This is a genomic window from Aquabacterium sp., from assembly GCF_035476535.1.
Classification (GTDB): Bacteria; Pseudomonadota; Gammaproteobacteria; order Burkholderiales; family Burkholderiaceae_C; genus Pseudaquabacterium.
On sequence record NZ_DATILJ010000171.1, the window covers coordinates 23,986 to 37,471 of the forward strand.

At 67.6% G+C, this 13,486-nt stretch carries 12 protein-coding genes; 6 read left to right on the forward strand and 6 right to left on the reverse strand.

Going from position 1 to position 13,486, the window contains the following annotated elements:
- The first annotated feature begins 20 nt into the window (after positions 1-20).
- The 4 genes from VLK61_RS16530 to VLK61_RS16545 all read left to right on the forward strand — a co-directional run bounded on the left by VLK61_RS16530 (position 21) and on the right by VLK61_RS16545 (position 4,937).
- Entirely contained in the window at positions 21-884 is an 864-nt protein-coding gene (locus VLK61_RS16530; RefSeq protein ID WP_325422720.1) for a polyprenyl synthetase family protein, read from the forward strand.
- An 8-nt stretch (positions 885-892) separates the two neighbouring features.
- A complete protein-coding gene (gene dxs / locus VLK61_RS16535; protein WP_325422711.1) occupies positions 893-2,809 on the forward strand; it encodes a 1-deoxy-D-xylulose-5-phosphate synthase in 1,917 nt (638 codons plus the stop codon).
- A 90-nt stretch (positions 2,810-2,899) separates the two neighbouring features.
- Positions 2,900-3,691: a GTP cyclohydrolase FolE2 gene (gene folE2 / locus VLK61_RS16540; protein ID WP_325422721.1), complete on the forward strand. Its 792-nt coding sequence runs from the start codon at positions 2,900-2,902 to the stop codon at positions 3,689-3,691.
- Between the two features lie 16 nt (positions 3,692-3,707).
- Positions 3,708-4,937, forward strand: a complete 1,230-nt coding sequence (locus VLK61_RS16545; protein ID WP_325422712.1) for an SUMF1/EgtB/PvdO family nonheme iron enzyme — start codon at positions 3,708-3,710, stop codon at positions 4,935-4,937.
- Between the two features lie 15 nt (positions 4,938-4,952).
- Here VLK61_RS16545 and VLK61_RS16550 read toward each other — a convergent pair whose 3' ends face one another.
- The 6 genes from VLK61_RS16550 to VLK61_RS16575 form a co-directional block, all read right to left on the reverse strand.
- On the reverse strand, positions 4,953-5,390 hold the full coding sequence (locus VLK61_RS16550; protein ID WP_325422722.1) for a response regulator: 438 nt from the start codon (positions 5,388-5,390) through the stop codon (positions 4,953-4,955).
- 149 nt (positions 5,391-5,539) lie between these two features.
- On the reverse strand, positions 5,540-6,172 hold the full coding sequence (locus VLK61_RS16555) for a response regulator transcription factor (RefSeq protein ID WP_325422713.1): 633 nt from the start codon (positions 6,170-6,172) through the stop codon (positions 5,540-5,542).
- Between the two features lie 370 nt (positions 6,173-6,542).
- Entirely contained in the window at positions 6,543-9,095 is a 2,553-nt protein-coding gene (locus VLK61_RS16560; protein ID WP_325422714.1) for a GspE/PulE family protein, read from the reverse strand.
- Between the two features lie 124 nt (positions 9,096-9,219).
- Entirely contained in the window at positions 9,220-10,533 is a 1,314-nt protein-coding gene (locus tag VLK61_RS16565) for a TRAP transporter large permease (RefSeq protein WP_325422715.1), read from the reverse strand.
- A 10-nt stretch (positions 10,534-10,543) separates the two neighbouring features.
- Positions 10,544-11,077 carry a TRAP transporter small permease gene (locus VLK61_RS16570; protein WP_325422716.1) on the reverse strand — a complete coding sequence of 178 codons (534 nt, stop codon included), beginning with the start codon at positions 11,075-11,077 and terminating at the stop codon, positions 10,544-10,546.
- Between the two features lie 4 nt (positions 11,078-11,081).
- Positions 11,082-12,059, reverse strand: coding sequence for a TRAP transporter substrate-binding protein (locus VLK61_RS16575; RefSeq protein WP_325422717.1), 978 nt, complete (start codon positions 12,057-12,059; stop codon positions 11,082-11,084).
- Positions 12,060-12,117: 58 nt separating this feature from the next.
- Between VLK61_RS16575 and VLK61_RS16580 the strand changes: the two genes are divergently transcribed.
- Both VLK61_RS16580 and VLK61_RS16585 read left to right on the forward strand, forming a co-directional pair.
- Entirely contained in the window at positions 12,118-12,879 is a 762-nt protein-coding gene (locus VLK61_RS16580) for an aspartate/glutamate racemase family protein (protein ID WP_325422718.1), read from the forward strand.
- Positions 12,876-13,486 (forward strand): LysR family transcriptional regulator (locus tag VLK61_RS16585; protein WP_325422719.1); only part of this gene is annotated, 611 nt, incomplete at its 3' end. The genes VLK61_RS16580 and VLK61_RS16585, both read left to right, overlap by 4 nt.

Genomic DNA, 13,486 nt, shown 5'->3' on the forward strand with positions numbered 1-13,486 from the left:
CCGAAGCCTTCGATCACTGGATGCGCGGCGCGCTGCGGCAGGTGGAGCAGGCACTGGAGCGCTGGGTGCCGGCTGATGCCCCGGCCGGCTTGGGCGAAGCGATGCGCTATGGCGTGCTCGATGGCGGCAAGCGCCTGCGGCCGCTACTGGTGCGCGCGGCCTGCGAAGCGGTGAACGGCCATGCCGATGCCGCGATGCGTGCCGCGGTGGCGGTGGAGTTGATCCACGCCTACTCGCTGGTGCATGACGACATGCCCTGTATGGACAACGATGTGCTGCGCCGCGGCAAGCCGACGGTGCATGTGCGCTTCGGCGAAGCAGCGGCCATGCTGGCCGGCGATGCGATGCAGGCGCTGGCCTTCGAGGTGCTGACACCCGGCGACGCCAGCGTGCCGCCGGCGCTGCAGGCCCGGCTCTGCGCCTTGCTGTCGCGGGCCGCGGGCCATGCCGGCATGGCCGGCGGCCAGGCCATCGACCTGGCCAACATCGGCAGGGCGCTCGACGAAGCGCAACTGCGCGACATGCACCGCCGCAAGACCGGCGCGCTGCTCGAAGCCAGCGTGCTGATGGGCGCGGCCACCGGTGCCAGCGACCCGTCGGCCTGGACCGAGCTGTCGACCTACGGCGCGGCGATCGGCCTGGCCTTCCAGGTGGTGGACGACATCCTCGATGTGACGCAGGCTTCCGACAAGCTGGGCAAGACCGCCGGCAAGGACTTGCAGCACAACAAGCCCACCTATGTTTCGGTGCTGGGGCTGGCCGCGGCTCGCGATGAAGCGCAGCAACTGCGCCGTGCTGCGCATGAGGCACTTGACCGCAGCGGCTTGGCCGATTGTGCTCATCTGCACCAGCTGGCCGACCTGGTCGTCGACCGCGAAAGCTGAGTTCCGCCATGACCTTCGCCCTGCTGAACACCATCCACAGCCCAGCCGACCTGCGCCGGCTGTCCATGCCCGAGCTGCGCACGCTGGCCACCGAACTGCGCGAGTTCGTGCTGGCCAGCGTGGGCCGCACCGGCGGTCACCTGTCGTCCAACCTGGGCACGGTGGAGCTGACGATTGCGCTGCACTACGTGTTCAACACGCCGTTCGACCGCATCGTCTGGGATGTCGGCCACCAGACCTACCCGCACAAGATCCTCACCGGCCGCAAGGACCGCATGGACACGCTGCGCCAGCTGGGCGGCCTGTCGGGCTTTCCGCGGCGCGACGAGAGCGAATACGACACCTTCGGCACGGCGCATTCCTCCACCTCGATCTCGGCCGCCATCGGCATGGCCCATGCCGCCCGGCTGAAGGGCGAAAACCGCCGCGCGGTGGCGGTGATCGGCGACGGGGCGCTCACCGGCGGCATGGCCTTCGAGGCGATGAACCATGGCGGCGCCACCGGCGGTGCCGGCGCGGCCGATGTGCTGGTGATCCTGAACGACAACGACATGTCGATCTCGCCGCCGGTGGGGGCGCTGAACAAGCACCTGGCGCGGCTGATGAGCGGCAACTTCTACAGCAAGGCGCGTGAGGGCGCGAAGAGCGTGCTGAAGGGCACGCCGCTGTACGAGTTCGCCAAGCGCTTCGAAGAGCACACCAAGGGCATGGTGGTGCCCGGCACGATCTTCGAGGAACTGGGCTTTACCTATGTCGGGCCGATCGATGGCCACGACCTGGGTTCGCTGATCCCGACGCTGGAGAACCTGCGCGAAAGAACGGGTCCCCAGTTCCTGCATGTGGTCACCAAGAAGGGCTATGGCTACAAGCTCGCCGAAGCCGACCCGGTGCAGTACCACGCGGCCTCGGGCAAGTTCGACCCGGCCGAAGGCTTCAAGAAGCCGAGCACGCCGCCGAAGCTGAGCTTCACCCAGGTCTTCGGGCAATGGCTGTGCGACATGGCGGCGGCCGATGAACGCCTGGTCGGCATCACGCCGGCGATGCGCGAGGGCTCGGGCCTGGTCGAGTTCGAGAAGCGCTTCCCCAAGCGCTACCACGACGTCGGCATCGCCGAACAGCACGCGGTGACCTTTGCCGCCGGCCTGGCCTGCGAAGGCCTGAAGCCGGTGCTGGCGATCTACTCCACCTTCCTGCAGCGCGGCTACGACCAGCTGATCCACGACGTGGCGATCCAGAACCTGCCTGTCGTGCTGGCGCTGGACCGTGCCGGGATCGTCGGTGCCGATGGTGCGACGCATTGCGGCGCCTTCGACATCGCCTACCTGCGCTGCATACCGAACGTCAGCGTGCTGACGCCGGCCGATGAGGATGAATGCCGCAAGTCGCTGACCACGGCGTTCCGCCAGAACCACCCGGTGGCCGTGCGCTACCCGCGCGGCGCCGGCGTCGGCCGTTTGCCCGAGGCGGGTTTGAGCGAACTGTCCTGGGGCCGCGGTGAGGTTCGGCGTGAATCGACGCTGGCCGCGGGCCAGGGCCGCCGCATCGCGCTGCTGGCCTTCGGCACCGTGCTGTACCCGGCGCTGGCCGCAGCCGACAAGCTCGATGCCACCGTGGCCAACATGCGCTTCGCCAAGCCGCTGGACGCCGCGCTGATCGCCGAACTCGCCCGCAGCCACGATGCGCTGGTGACGATCGAAGAAGGCTGCATCGCCGGCGGCGCCGGCAGCGCGGTGGGCGAAGCGCTGCACGCGGCCGGCCTGGCCACGCCGCTGCTGCAGCTGGGCCTGCCCGATGCCTTCATCGAACACGGCGACCCGGCCAAGCTGCTGGCCTTGAATGGGCTGGACGCCACCGGCATTGAACAAGCCGTGCGCAAGCGTTTTGGCAGCCCGCTGGTGCTGGTTCGACCCGCCGTGAACGATTAAAGAGAGTGCTGACGCGCTTGTGACAAACCCTCGCCGCGGCGAGATCCCAGAATCGGTGCCATGCTTCGCACCTGGCATTCCAGCGACATCATGACCAACCTGACCGACGCCCTGCACATCCCCGACACGCAAAACGAGCGGGATGAACGCCATCTGCTGATCCAGCGCGTCGGTGTGAAGGACGTGCGCTGGCCGCTGACACTGAACGTCGCAGGCCACCCGCAAAGCACCGCCGCGCTGTGGGACCTGGACGTGGCGCTGCCGGCCGACAAGAAGGGCACGCACATGTCCCGCTTCGTCGCCTGGCTGGACACACTGGAGACGCCGATGGATGCGGCGATGCTGCGCCACGAACTCGGCGTGATGCTGGAGAAGCTCGGCGCCACCGACGGCCGCATCGAAGCCCGCTTCTCGTTCTTCCTGCGCAAGCGGGCCCCGGTGTCGGGTGTGCAGAGCCTGCTGGACTACCAGGGTCGCTGGATTGCCGAGCGGCGTGCTGGCATCACGTCGATCTGGGCTGAGGTGGGCGTGCCGGTCAAGAGCCTGTGCCCCTGCTCGAAGGAGATCTCCGACTACGGCGCGCACAACCAGCGCTCGCTGGTGACGATACGCGTCGAGCTGAAGGGCGCGATCGAGTGGCACGAACTGGTGCGTTTCGCCGAAGACTCGGCCTCCAGCGAGATCTGGCCGCTGCTCAAGCGCCCCGATGAGAAGTGGATCACCGAGCGCGCCTACGAAAACCCGAAGTTCGTCGAGGACATGGTGCGTGACGTCGCGTTGCGCCTGAACGACGACGGCCGCATCGGGCGCTACAGCGTCGATGTCGAGAACTTCGAGTCCATCCACAACCACAGCGCCTACGCTCGCATCGAGCGGGCCTGACGAACACCGCGGGACGATGAGCGCCTCGTCGTTCGTCGCCGTCGATATCCATGACCCGCAGGGCATGCGGCAGGCTGGTGCCGATGCCTTGTCGCTGGCGCTGATGGATGCGCGCAACCGCACGCTGCAGCGGCTGGCGGTGTTCGACGGCCTGCACAGCGTGACAGCACCGACTGAGCTGGACCCGCCGGCGTGGATCGCCGGCCAGGCCGCGCGCTTCCAGGAATACTGGATCGGCCGCAATGTGCTGCGCAACCGCGGCGAAGCCTGCGACCCGAAGGCGGTGCGCCTGGCCTCGATCGATCCGGTGCTCGACTGGTGGCTGGACCCCTTGGCCAGCACGCGCGCGCAGCGCTGGCAGGGCAGTGTGCCGGCGGCCGAGGCGATGCGGTCCTACCTGGCCGCGACGCTGGAAGACACGCTGGACCTGCTGGAAAAGGCCGAGGCCAGCGACGAAGGCCTGTACTTCTACCGCCTGGCGCTGCGGCATGAAGACCGCCTGGGCGAGGCGCTGGCGGTGCTGGCGCAGACCCTGGGTGCCGCGCCGCAGCAGCCCGAGCAACGCTGGCCCGAGCTGCCCTCCCGCGTGCGGCGGGAAGCCCTCTGCCTGCCGGCGCGCACCGTGCAGCTCGGTTCGCCCCGCGGCGGTTGCGTACCGGACAACGAGAAGTGGGCGCATGAGCTCGTTGTGCCCGAGTTCGAGATCGATGCCCAGCCGGTGTGCTGGGCGCAGTACGCGGAGTTCGTCGCCGATGGCGGCTATGACGATGCCCGCTGGTGGTCCGCTGAAGGCTGGCAGTGGGCCGATGCCACCGGCCGGCGCGCGCCGCGCCATGTTGAACAACTGGCCCATGGCGTGCTGCTGCGCCGCCAGGGCCGGCTGCAGCGCGTGCCGGGCGTGCAGGCTGCCGTGCACTTGAGCTGGTATGAGGCCGATGCCTGGTGCCGCTGGGCCGGCCGGCGCCTGCCCAGCGAGGGCGAATGGTCGGTCGCTGCGGCTGATGCCACGGCCCGCGGCTGGGTTTGGGGCGATGTCTTTGAATGGGTCGCCGGCACGGCCCGGGCCTATCCGGGTTACCGCAACGGGCCGGCCTGGCTGGATGCCTTGCCGTCCGAACCCGGTTGGCGCGTGCTGCGCGGTGCGTCGTTCCTCAGTGCCGCGCGTCAGAAGCACCTGGCCGCGCGGCGCTTCCTGCCGCCGGGGCATGACGCCTGCTTCTGCGGTTTCCGCAGTTGTGCGGTTTAGGGACCGGCGGTCCCCCTAGAACAACAGGTCGAGCCGCTCATCCAGTGTCGACAGGTCCAGCGGCTTGGGCCACCAGGCCTGCGCACCCAGCGCCATCGCTGCGGCACGTTCGTCCTCTTCGATGCTGCCGGAGACGATGGCCACCGGCACATCGTGTGTCGCCGGGTGCGCGCGCAGACGGGCCAGCACCTCGAGCCCCGAACCATCGCTGAGGTTCAGGTCCAGCAGCACGGCAAGCGGCGGTTCGGCCTGCGCCATGGCCACAGCCTCGCGCACGCTGGAGGCCACGCGCACCGGTGGAAAGCCGCGCATGCGAAAGAATTCCTGCAGCAGCAGCGTATTCAGCGGGTTGTCATCCACACACAGCAGGCGGCCACTGTGCAGACGCGCGTGCAGCGGGCCCAGTTGTGGCAGTGCGGATCCGTTCGGTGCGGCGAAGCCGTTTCGGTGCATCACGTTGAGCAACCCGGGAGAGCGGGCCCCTTGGAGATCTAGCCTGCATTCTTCGCTTCTGCGGCGAAGACCGCTGTGAGGAGATCTGGACCCGTATGACGGGAATTGTGCACAGCTGTCCCCTGCTGTGATGAGGCGTTGGCGACGGCTCAGCCGTCGACCAGCCCTTCACGCACTGCCAGCCGCACCAGCGCGGTGACGCCGGCGACGCCGAGCTTGGTCATGATGCGGCTGCGGTAGGTGTCCACGGTCTTGGGTGACAAGTGCAACTCGGCGCCAATGGCCGAGCTGCTCATGCCGTTGACCACCATCGTGACGATCTGCCGCTCCCGCGGCGACAGCGTGCCGAAGGGGTCGGCCGGCGTGTCGTCGGCCAGGGCCTGCAGCGCCAGCGCAGCCACCTGCGGGCCGAAAAAGCGGCGGCCGCCGGACACGCTGTCGATGGCCTGCAGCAATTCGGCCGCGCCGGAGTCTTTCAGCACATAACCCGCAGCGCCCAGGCGCACGGCCTCGGCCACATGGCGGGGCTGCGAAGACATGGTCAGCACAATGGCACGCACCGCTGAATCCCGCTTCTTCAGCTCCTGCAACACCTCAAATCCCGAGCGTTCGCCCAGGCCCAGGTCGAGCAACATCACCTCGGCCTGGCGCTGTTGCGCCTCGACCACTGCCTGCGTCGGATCACTGCCTTCGCCGACCACATCGTGGCCGGCTGTTTCCAGCAGTGCATGCAAACCGTCACGCAACAGCAGTTGGTCGTCGACCAGGTAAATGCGTGTCATGCATCGGCCCTCACGTGGGGGCCGGGCGGTTCGGCGGCGCGACGGGGTCGCGGACCGCACAAACCGAAGGTGTTGAGTATGGTCATGGAACTCCCTTGCGGCGACATTGACAGCCGCTCTTGGCAAAAGATACCAAATCGCAGGCCGCTCAGGGGCGATTGATTAAAAAACTACGCTGGACTGGGGGTGCATGCCCCAAACGGCTCAATGTGTGGTGCGTAAATTCAGGGGTGTTTGGTGCGGCCGTTCTATCTGACAGTACAGCTGTTCTCTTTTTGAACTGGTGGGCATTGTCAAGCTGTCGGGAAAGGATTCCTGGCGTGCAAAGTGAGCGACAGTGCCAGACCTCAGCGCGTCAGGCGGCCGGCACTCAGGCATTGCTGGTGGCCCGCACTTCTTCGATCGTCGTCAAGCCGGCCAGCACCTTGGCGATACCGTCCTGGCGCAGCGTGCGCAGGCCCTCGTCCATCGCGGCCTGCTGCAATTGGTCGTTGCGTGCATGGGTCTGGATCAGGCGGCGCAGGTCGCGGTTGACCACCATCAATTCGTGCAGGCCGAGCCGGCCGCTGAAGCCGGTGTCCATGCACTGCTTGCAGCCGCGGCCGTGGTGGTGCAGCAGCTGGCCGTTGCGGCCATGCTGGCCCACCCAGCCGGCGAGTGTGGCCTCGCGCTCGGGGCGCTGGCTGGCCTCGGCGAAGCCAGCGAGCCAATCGTCGAGCAGGGCCTCGATTTCTTCGGCCGTGGCCGGGCGCGCGACGGTGCAATGCCGGCACAAGCGGCGTACCAGGCGCTGGGCCAGCACGGCCAGCAGCGAATCGGCAAAGCTGAACGGATCGATGCCCATGTCCAGCAGCCGCGTCACCGTCTCGGTAGCGCTGTTCGTGTGCAGCGTGGACATCACCAGATGCCCGGTCAGCGAGGCTTCGACGGCCATTTGCGCGGTTTCGGGGTCACGGATCTCGCCCACCATCACGACATCCGGGTCGGCGCGCAAAAAGGCCCGCAAGGCCTTTGCGAAGGTCCAGTCGATGCGCGGGTTCACCTGCACCTGGCGCAGCCCGCGCTGGGTGATTTCCACCGGGTCTTCCGCGGTCCAGATCTTGCGCTCGGGCGTGTTGATGTGGCCGAGTGCCGCATGCAGCGTGGTGGTCTTGCCGCTACCGGTGGGGCCGACGCACAGCACCAGGCCATAGGGCCGTTCGACCACCGCTTTCAGGCGCTGCAGCACATCGGGCGCCATGCCCATGTCGTCCAGCGGCAGCGCGCGGGCCGAGGACAGCAGGCGCAGCACCACGTCTTCCAGGTTATTGGCGGTGGGGATGGTCGCGACGCGCAACTCCAGCGTCTGGCCCTGCACGAAGCGGCCGAAGCTGATCTTGCCGTCCTGCGGCTTGCGGCGCTCGGAGATGTCCAGGTCGCACATGATCTTCAGCCGCGCCACCAGTGCGGCGCGGTAGCTCGGCGGCAACTCCAGATAAGGCTTCAGCCGGCCATCACGGCGGAAGCGGATGCGCACCTTCTCGTTGCCTGGCGCACATTCGATGTGGATGTCGGACACGCCGCCCTGCTGGGCTTCGAGGATCATCGAGTTGATCAAGCGCACCAGCGAGTTGTCGGACTGCTCGATGGCCGGTGCATCGTCGCGCCGCTCGCCCGCCAACTGCAGCTCCAGGTTGGCCAGCAGCCTGTTGGCGCTGTCAGGCTCCGGCTCGAACACGGCGCTGCTGAGTTCCGCGCTGGGCTGCACCGCGTCATGGCCCAGACGCTGGTAGACGCGGTCGATGGCCGCTGCCAGCGTGCCGGCGCGGGCCAGCACCGGTACCACCTTGGCCTGCGCGTTGAATTCGATCTCGTCGATCAGGATGCGCGCGGAAGGGTCTTCCAGCGCCACCACCAGCCGGCCGCCGCGCATCATCAGCGGCAGCGCCGGCAGGCGCCGCGCCACCGCCTGCGGCAGGCGCAGTGCGGCATCGGGCTCGACCGGAAACTCACCCGCATCGACCACCGGGTAGCCCATCTTGCGGGCCAGCGCGGTCTGCAGATCCTCGCGTGTGACCACGCCGCTTTGCACCAGCAGTTCGCCGAGAGGCACGTTGCGGTCGTGCGTCTGCTGCTGCAGCGCGTCGCCGAGTTGACGTTCGTCGATGAAGCCCAGCGCGATCAGCGCTTCGCCGATGCGCACCATCGGCATCTTCGACTGCTGTTCGATGGCTTCGAGCAACTGCTCGGGTGCGACGATGCGCTGCGTCAACAGGATGTCGCCCAGCCGCCGCTGGCGCAGGCTCAGCTGCTCGGCGGCGACGTGGTCGACCTCGTCCTCGGTGGCGGCGCGTTGCGCGACCAGCAGCTCGCCGACACGCGGGCCGATGGTGATCGCGGTCAATGCGGTGCGGGGGTAGAAGCTGCGCAGCACCTGGCCGTGCTCGCCGAAGGGCGGAAACAGGAAGTGGCCGAGGGCGTGTTCGACATGACCGATGCTGTCCAGCTGCGTGGCGTGGCCATTGGCAAAGCGCAGACGGCATTCGCTGACCGGTGCATGGCCCAGCAGCTCGGCCGCCGAGCCGGGTGCCGGGCTCTCCAGCGGCGCCAGCGGCCGCAACAGCGTGATGCGGCGCACTTGCGCCACCTTCAGCGTGATGGTGCCGCGGGCCGGCGGCACCTGCAGATGCGCAATGCCGGCTTCGGCATCGAAGAAAGCCAGCCGGCCGCTGGTGACGTTGCCGTTCGGGCCTTCGATCTGGCAGGGCTCGGGCACGACCTGGCAGCGCGGCGACGGGAAGGTGGCGTAAGGCGGGGTCGGCCAGGCAAACGGTTCGCTGCCGCCCACGGGCACTTGCGGCTGAGCGGCCACGGCCGCTGCCTGCCTCGGCTGCAAAGGCCGCACGGGCACCAGCGACAGAGGTGGCAGCGACAGATCGGACATGGATGCTCCGGGCGTGCAACAGGCACGAATCCCCCACTCCGATGCTAGGCACGCACGGCCTGGCGCGGTCGCCGGAACAAGGGCCCACGGGGGGCGCAGTTCGTGCGCTGCGCTGGCGCTTTCGTCAGCGCTCCGGGCCCATCACCAAGTCGGGCAGCCAGGTCACGATGGCCGGGAACACGGTGATCAGCGCAATGCACACCACCAGGCAGGCGAAGAACGGAATCGCTGCCTTGGCGATGGTGTTGCTGTCCTTGCCGGTCATGTTCTGCAGCACGAAGAGGTTGAAGCCCACTGGCGGCGTGACCTCGGCAATCTCGACCAGCAGCACGATGAAGATGCCGAACCACACGAGATTGAAGCCGGCCTTCTGGATCATCGGCAGCACCACCGCGCTGGTCAGCACGATCATCGAGATGCCATCCAGCGCGGTGCCCAGCACCAGGTAGACCACGGTCAGCGCGGCGATCAGCGCATAGGGGCTCAGCTGCATCGCAGTGACCCATTCGGCCAGCGCGCGCGGGATGCCGGTGAAAGCCATGGTCTTGGTCAGGAAGGCCGCGCCGGCCAGGATGAACATGATCATGCAACTGGTGCGCGTGGTGCCCATCAGCCCTTCGCGGAAGTTCTGCCAGGTCAACGAGCGGCTCCAGGCGGCGAGCCCCAGCGCGCCGACCACGCCATAGGCCGCACATTCGGTGGCGGTGGCCCAGCCGGCGATCAGCACCCAGACGATGAAGATGATCAGCGCGGCACACGGGATCAGGTTGCCCGACAGGCGGATCTTCTGCAGGAAGCGGGTCGGTGGGTCGGCCGCCGGCACCTTGTGCGGATGCGCCAAGCTCCACCACATGATGTAGCCGGAGAACAGCGCCATCAACAGGAAGCCCGGCAGGAAGCCGGCCAGGAAGATGCGGATGATCGAGGCATCGGCGGCGACCGCATACACCACCATCGTGATCGACGGCGGAATCAGGATGCCCAGCGTGCCGGCGGTGGCCAGCGAGCCGATGGCGATCTTCTCGTCGTAGCCGCGCTTGATCAGCTCGGGCAAGGCCACCTTGCTGATCGTCGCGCAGGTGGCGGCCGACGAGCCCGACACCGAGCCGAAGATGCCGCAGCCGAGGATGGTGGTGTGCATCAGCCGGCCCGGCACGCGGTTCAGCCAGGGGCGCAGGCCTTCGAACATCTCTTCGCTGAGCTTGGTGCGAAAGAGAATCTCGCCCATCCAGATGAACAGCGGCAATGCCGCCAGTTCCCACGAGGCATTCGATTCCCAGAACGCCGAGAACAGGTTCTTGCCCGGCTGCGTCTGCACGAAGAAGGCCTGGCCAACCCAGCCGCAGATGGCCAGCGTCATCGCGATCCACACGCCCGAGGCCAGCAGCACCAGCATCAGCACGAGCAGGATCGCGCCCACCACCAGGATGTTGTCCATGGAGACTCTTCTAGAGGTCGGCAGAGAAGTCGCCGGCCTTGTGGCGTTCCTCCACCGCGGTGACGTAGGTCGGGCGGCCGCCGCGCAGCACGATGATGAACTCGTCGAGCACGGCCACCAGCAGCAGGATCGAGCCGAGCGCAAAGCTCAGCTGCGGAATCCACAGCGGCATTGGCAGCAGGCCCTGCGCCAAGTCGTTGAACTGCCAGCTCTCGTAGGTGAAGCGGTTGGCCCACCAGGCCAGGTAGGCCGTGGCCGCAGTGCCGACGGCCAGCGCGACGATCTCCATCACGCGCCGCGTGCCGGCGTTCACGTGCTCAAGCGTCAGCGTCACGCGCACGAAGTCGCCATGCTTGAAGGCATGCGCCATCGCCAGAAAGGCCGACGCGGCGCAGCACCAGGCCACCACGTCGTTGACCGCGCCGGTGCGCACGCCGAATTGGCGCAGGATGCTCTGGCCGACCATCAGCACGCAGACCGCCAGCACCATCAGCGCCGCGACGGCACCGGCCGCCAGGTACAGGCCGTCGAGGAAGCGCCGCATGCGGCTATTTCTTGCGGAAGGCCGTGATCACCGCAGCGCCATCCGGCCCGGCTTTCTTTTCCCAATCGGCCAGCATCGTTGCGCCGACTTCCTTCATGTCGGCCACCAGCTTGGCCGACGGCGGCATGATCTTCATGCCCTTCTCGGCCAGTGCCTTTTTGTACCAGTCGTTCTTCTCCTCGCTGACCTTCCAGCCGCGGGTCTCGGCGTCGGCACCGGCCTTCTGCACGGCGTCCTGCGTCGGCTTGTCCAGCGCATCGAAGGCGGCCTTGTTGATGATCACGCCATTCTTCGGCAGCCAGGCTTGCGTGTCGTACCAGAACTTCAGGCTCTCGTAGGTCTTGGAGTCGTAGCCGGTGGAGCCGGAGGACATGTAGCTGTCGACCACGCCGGTGGCCAGCGCCTGCGACAACTCGGCCGCCTGGATGGTGACGGGCTGCGCGCCAACCAGTTCGGCGATGCGTGCGGTGGCGGGCGAATAGGCGCGCCACTTCAGGCCCTTCATGTCGGCCACCGAGTTGAGCTCTTTCTTCGCGTAGATGCCCTGCGGTGGCCACGGCACGGTGTACAGCAGCATCATGCCCTGCGCGGCCAGCAGCTTGTCCAGCACCGGCTTCTGCGCCACCGCGAGCTTCTTCGAATCGGCATAACTCGTGGCCAGGAATGGAATGCCATCGGCGCCGTAGGCCGCGTTCTCGTTCTCGAAATTGACCAGCAGCACTTCGCCGATCTGCGCCTGGCCACCTTGCACCGCGCGCTTGATCTCGTTGGCCTTGAACAGCGAGGCGTTGGCGTGCACCTGGATCTTCAGCTTGCCGGCCGACAGCTTGTCGACATCGGCAGCGAACTGCGCCAGGTTTTCGGTGTGGAAGTTGCCGGGCGGATAAGCTGCCGGCAGGTCCCACTTGACCTGGGCCGACGCGGTGCCCGCGAGGCCGGCGCCGGCCAGCAGCAGCGCCGCGGCGAAGGGTTGAAAGCGCATGAGGTTCTCCGACAAATTCAGGGGGTCCCTGAGAATACTGGCTCGATGAGCGCTTGCCATGGGGATTGATCCGAACACTGAAGGCAGCACAAAGCAAGCCGCCGGCCAGCTCGGACAGCGCGGCGCACGCCTGGGCGTGCTGATGCTCGATACACGCTTTCCACGCTGGCCCGGCGACATCGGCAACGACGCGGGCTTTGTGATGCCGGTGCTGCGTGAACGGGTGCAGGGCGCCGTGCCGGCTGCCGTGGTGACCGATGCCGATGCCTTGGCGGCCAGCGGCTGGGCAGAACGCTTTGCCGCCGCTGCGATGCGCCTGCAGCAGCAGGGCGCCGGTGCCATCACCACCAGCTGCGGCTTCCTGGTGCTGTTGCAGCCCGCCCTGCAGGCGGCGGTGTCGGTGCCGCTGGTGAGTTCGTCGCTGCTGCAACTGCCGGCGCTGCTGGCCACCGAGCCCCGCGTCGGCGTGTTGACGATCGATGCGCGCCGGCTCGGCGCAGCTCACCTGCTGGCCGCAGGTGTCGATTGCGGGCGGCTGGGCGATGTGCTGATCGAAGGTGTGGACCCCGACAGCCGGTTTGCGCGCGACATCCTGGCCGACCGGCCCGAGCGCGACCGAGCACAGGCCGAGGCCGATCTTGTGCAAGCCGCGCTGCGCCTGCGTGAATCCGATCCGTCCCTGCGCACCGTGGTGCTCGAATGCACCAACATGCCGCCGCATGCGGCGGCGCTGCAGCAGGCCACGGGCTTGCGCCTGCGCTGGTTGCGGCACGATCCGGCGCTGGCCGCCTTCTTCCTGCCCGACGGCGCTTCGCCATGAACCTGCGCTTCGTCGAGGCCTACTACTGGGCCGTGTCGCTGAAGAGCGTGACCCGCGCGGCCGAGAAGCTGTTCATCACGCAGTCCGCGCTGTCCAGCCGCATCGCCGCGCTGGAGGAAGAACTCGGCGTGCTGCTGCTGGACCGGCGCGACAAGCAGTTCCGCGTCACCATCGTCGGCACGCGCTTCTTCAACTACGCGCAGCGCCTGCTCGAGCTGCAGCGCCAGATCAAGAGCGAACTTGGCTCCGACTCCCGTGCGCTGCTGCTGCGCATCGGTGCGATCGAATCGGTGGTGCACAGCTGGCTCACCGAGTGGCTGCAGCAGATGCGCTTGAACCACCCGGCTTTCGAATTGGAACTGACGGTGGAAACCACGCCGATGCTCACCGAGCAGGTGCGCCGCGGCAACCTGGACCTGGTGTTCGCCGCGTTGCCCGCCGGCGGCGAAGGCGTGCGCACGCGCGCGCTGGCGCCGATGGAGATGGTTTTCGTCGGCCATGCGGTGCTGCACCCGCGCAAGCGCTATCTGCTGGCCGACCTGGCGCGCTTCGAGCTGCTGACCTTCCAGCGCGCTTCGCAGCCTTATGTCGCGCTGCTGGACATGTT

Bases quoted from the DNA above. Each gene is read 5' to 3' on its own strand.
- VLK61_RS16530 (WP_325422720.1), top strand. From the start codon at position 21: ATGCGCGGCGCGCTGCGGCAGGTGGAGCAGGCACTGGAGCGCTGGGTG.
- dxs (WP_325422711.1), top strand. From the start codon at position 893: ATGACCTTCGCCCTGCTGAACACCATCCACAGCCCAGCCGACCTGCGC.
- folE2 (WP_325422721.1), top strand. From the start codon at position 2,900: ATGACCAACCTGACCGACGCCCTGCACATCCCCGACACGCAAAACGAG.
- VLK61_RS16545 (WP_325422712.1), top strand. From the start codon at position 3,708: ATGAGCGCCTCGTCGTTCGTCGCCGTCGATATCCATGACCCGCAGGGC.
- VLK61_RS16550 (WP_325422722.1), bottom strand. From the start codon at position 5,390: ATGCACCGAAACGGCTTCGCCGCACCGAACGGATCCGCACTGCCACAA.
- VLK61_RS16555 (WP_325422713.1), bottom strand. From the start codon at position 6,172: ATGACACGCATTTACCTGGTCGACGACCAACTGCTGTTGCGTGACGGT.
- VLK61_RS16560 (WP_325422714.1), bottom strand. From the start codon at position 9,095: ATGTCCGATCTGTCGCTGCCACCTCTGTCGCTGGTGCCCGTGCGGCCT.
- VLK61_RS16565 (WP_325422715.1), bottom strand. From the start codon at position 10,533: ATGGACAACATCCTGGTGGTGGGCGCGATCCTGCTCGTGCTGATGCTG.
- VLK61_RS16570 (WP_325422716.1), bottom strand. From the start codon at position 11,077: ATGCGGCGCTTCCTCGACGGCCTGTACCTGGCGGCCGGTGCCGTCGCG.
- VLK61_RS16575 (WP_325422717.1), bottom strand. From the start codon at position 12,059: ATGCGCTTTCAACCCTTCGCCGCGGCGCTGCTGCTGGCCGGCGCCGGC.
- VLK61_RS16580 (WP_325422718.1), top strand. From the start codon at position 12,118: ATGGGGATTGATCCGAACACTGAAGGCAGCACAAAGCAAGCCGCCGGC.